Source organism: uncultured Allobosea sp. (genome assembly GCF_945956895.1).
GTDB lineage: Bacteria > Pseudomonadota > Alphaproteobacteria > Rhizobiales > Beijerinckiaceae > Allobosea.
Window position 1 is genome coordinate 1 of the sequence record NZ_CAMFJF010000150.1, and the last position, 3,357, is coordinate 3,357.

The 3,357-nt window shown below is 68.3% G+C and carries 3 protein-coding genes; all 3 read right to left on the reverse strand.

All coding sequences use genetic code 11. From position 1 onward, the window contains the following. Positions 1–1,627: DNA translocase FtsK 4TM domain-containing protein (locus Q0Q02_RS23575; RefSeq protein WP_293813241.1), on the reverse strand; the 1,627-nt coding region annotated here is incomplete at its 3' end. A 141-nt stretch (positions 1,628–1,768) separates the two neighbouring features. After that, entirely contained in the window at positions 1,769–3,244 is a 1,476-nt protein-coding gene (locus Q0Q02_RS23580; protein ID WP_293813243.1) for an ammonium transporter, read from the reverse strand. 26 nt (positions 3,245–3,270) lie between these two features. Next, a partial coding sequence (locus Q0Q02_RS23585; protein ID WP_293813244.1) for a P-II family nitrogen regulator occupies positions 3,271–3,357 on the reverse strand: 87 nt, incomplete at its 5' end.

Consider the following 3,357-nt stretch of genomic DNA (forward strand, 5'->3'; position numbering starts at 1 on the left):
ACTCCTCCGGCTTCAGCCGGTAGAGGATCGACAGGATCATGGTGTTGATCGCGACGGACTTGCCCGAGCCGGTGGTGCCGGCGACGAGCAGATGCGGCATGCGGGCGAGATCGGCGATGACCGGCTCGCCGCCGATGGTCTTGCCGAGGCAGAGCGCGAGCTTGTGCTTGGTCGCCTCGAAATCCTGGCTGGCGAGGAGTTCGCGCAGGAAGACGGTCTCGCGGCGGGTGTTCGGCAACTCGATGCCGATCGCGTTCTTGCCCTGCACCACCGCAACGCGCGCCGACACCGCGCTCATCGAACGCGCGATGTCGTCGGCGAGAGAGATCACACGAGAGGACTTAGTGCCCGGCGCCGGCTCAAGCTCGTAGAGGGTGACCACCGGGCCGGGGCGCACCTGCGAAATCTCGCCGCGCACGCCGAAATCCTCCAGCACGCCTTCGAGCAGCGTGGCGTTCTGTTCCAGCGCGTCGGTCGAGACGGCGTTGGCCGCGACCTTCTTCGGCTCGGCCAGATAGGTCAGCGGCGGCAGTTCGAACGAGTCGCGGTCGAGCAGCGAGGGTTGCGCCTCGCGCTGCATGCGCTTGCCGGGCTTGGGCGCGGCGCGCGGCATGGTCACGCGCGGGGCATTGAGGTCGCGCAGGTCCTGCGGCTCGTCGTCGAGATCGAAAGGTGCGTCATAGTCGTCGGAGGCTCGATTCGGCCCCGAAACGGCGCGGGCGCCCGGTAGCGGCTCGGGATCGAAATCCGGCAGGCTGCGACGGCCGGCGGCAGCCTCGTCGAATTGCGGCTCGCGGCGGACGCGGCCATTGTCCCGGGTCGGGACGAGGCCCGTATCGACGGCAGGCTCGGGCGGGTGCGGCAGGCGGCGCAGGATCGCGGCGCGCAGCGCCATCGCGCCATGGGCGAGCCAGCCGATCAGGATGACGGCGATGCCGGGCTCGTCGTCGCGGCGCTCCTCGCCATCGGACCAGCTGTCCTCGGCCTCGTCGCTGTCGAGCGCCGGGTCCTCGTCGGTGACGAAGCCGAAGCCGGCGGCGGCGGTGACGGCGAGGATGGCGATGCCGGCATAGAGGAAGCCGACGAGGCTGCCGACCGCGCTGCCGGCGATGCCAGCGATATTGCGCGTGCCGAACAGAAGGCCGTCGCCGATGACGCCGCCCATGCCGGTGGGCAGGGGCCAGCGCGGGGTTGCCGGAAGCGCGCTGGCGACGGCGGCGGTCGCGGCGACGCCGATGACCCAGAGACCGAGCTTCAGCGCGCCGCGATCGAAGATGTGGAAGCGAACGAGCCTGAGCGCCCAGATCAGCGGCGGAAACAGAAGGGCGATGACGCCGAGACCGATGAGCTGCATCAGCAGGTCGGCGACCATGGCGCCCGGGCGGCCGAGCCAGTTGCGCACGGCGCCGCTGGTGGCGTTGTTGAGGCTGGGATCGTCGACCGACCAGCTTGCCAGCGCGATGGATATGGCGATCATCAACGCGACGACGCCGAGGCCGGTGAGCTCCGAGGCGCGACGCGACAGGAACTCGCGCACCGGGTCGGGCAAGCGGTCCATGAGCGATTGGGAGCGGCGGATCGTGCGCATGCGGTTTCGGGTCTTGTCCGGACTGTCGGGCCGCATCATTCCGGCCATCCGAGGAAGGTTAGGAAGCCGAGGTTAAGACCCGCTTAACCTTGAGCGCTTCGATGCCTCCCGCGCGGCATGAACAAAAAGACCCCGGCATCGCTGCCGGGGCCGAGGTATCCGCCGGGAGCGGCGGGAGGATCAGCTGTGGTAGGCGCGCTCGCCGTGCTCGGCGATGTCGAGGCCCTCGCGCTCCTGATCGGTGGTGACCCGCAGGCCGACGATCGCATCGACGATCTTGTAGAGGATCGCCGAGCCGACGGCGCTGAACACGATGGTGAATAGCACCGCCTTGACCTGCGACATGACGGCGGGGCCGAACTCGTAGGCGCCGACCGCGAGCTCGCCGGGCTTGCTGGAATAATCCGGAATGCCGGCGCCGCCGAGGGCGGTGTTGACGAGGATGCCGGTCGCGATCGCGCCGATGATGCCGCCGACGCAGTGGATGCCGAAGACGTCGAGCGAATCATCGTAGCCGAGCGCGTTCTTCACCGTCGTGCAGAAGACGAAGCAGACGGCACCGGCGACGAGGCCGAGCATGATCGAGCCCATCGGGCCGGCGAAGCCGGCGGCCGGGGTGACCGCGACGAGGCCGGCGACAGCACCCGAGACCATGCCGAGCATCGAAGGCTTGCCCTTGACCGCCCATTCGACGAAGAGCCAGCCCAGCGCCGCCGCAGCGGTCGCGACGAAGGTGTTGATCATGGCGAGCCCGGCGGTGCCGTTGGCCTCGAGGTTGGAGCCGGCGTTGAAGCCGAACCAGCCGACCCAGAGCAGCGCGGCGCCGATCAGCGTCATGGTCAGCGAGTGCGGCGCCATCAGCTCCTTGCCGAAGCCGACGCGCTTGCCGATCAGGATGCAGCCGACGAGGCCGGCGATGCCTGCGTTGATATGGACGACCGTGCCACCGGCGAAGTCGAGCGCGCCCCACTTGAAGAGCATGCCGGCATCGGCATTGACCGCGTCGAGGGCGGACTGTGCGGCAGCCTTGCCACCCGCACCGGCCTCGGCGAGCGCCTTGGCGGCGTTGCCGACCGCGTCAGGCCCGCCCCAGTACCAGACCATATGGGCCATCGGGAAATAGATGAAGGTGACCCAGAGCACGGTGAAGAGCAGCAGGGCCGAGAACTTCATGCGTTCCGCGAAGGCGCCGACGATCAGCGCCGGCGTGATGCAGGCGAAGGTCATCTGGAAGCAGACATAGACGAATTCGGGGATGTAGACGCCATTCGAGAAGGTGCCGGCCACCGTGGTGGCGTCGACGCCCCGCAGGAAGGCTTTGGAGAAGCCGCCGACGAAGTCGTTGAGGCCGCCGCCATTGGTGAAGGCGAGCGAGTAGCCATAGGTGACCCAGAGAATGCAGACGATGCTGACGATGGCGAAGACCTGCGTCAGAACCGAAAGCATGTTCTTGGTGCGGACGAGGCCGCCATAGAAGAGGGCGAGGCCGGGCACGGTCATGAGCAGGACGAGGACCGTCGAGCTCATCATGAAGGCGACGTCGCCCTTGTTGGGAACGGGCGGGGTCGCGGGCGCCTGGGCGAGCGCGACGCCGGCCGTGAGTGCCGCCAGCGCGAGGCCCGCCGATCCGGCCCGCAGGGAAATCCTGAAATTCATCGTGAAAACTCCTGGAAGGTCGGGGCTCAGAGGGCGTCGGTGTCGGTCTCGCCGGTGCGGATGCGCACGGCCTTCTCGATCGACGAGACGAAGATCTTGCCGTCGCCGATCTG

Coding starts and splice junctions, on each gene's coding strand:
- Q0Q02_RS23580 (WP_293813243.1), bottom strand. CDS start 3,244: ATGAATTTCAGGATTTCCCTGCGGGCCGGATCGGCGGGCCTCGCGCTG.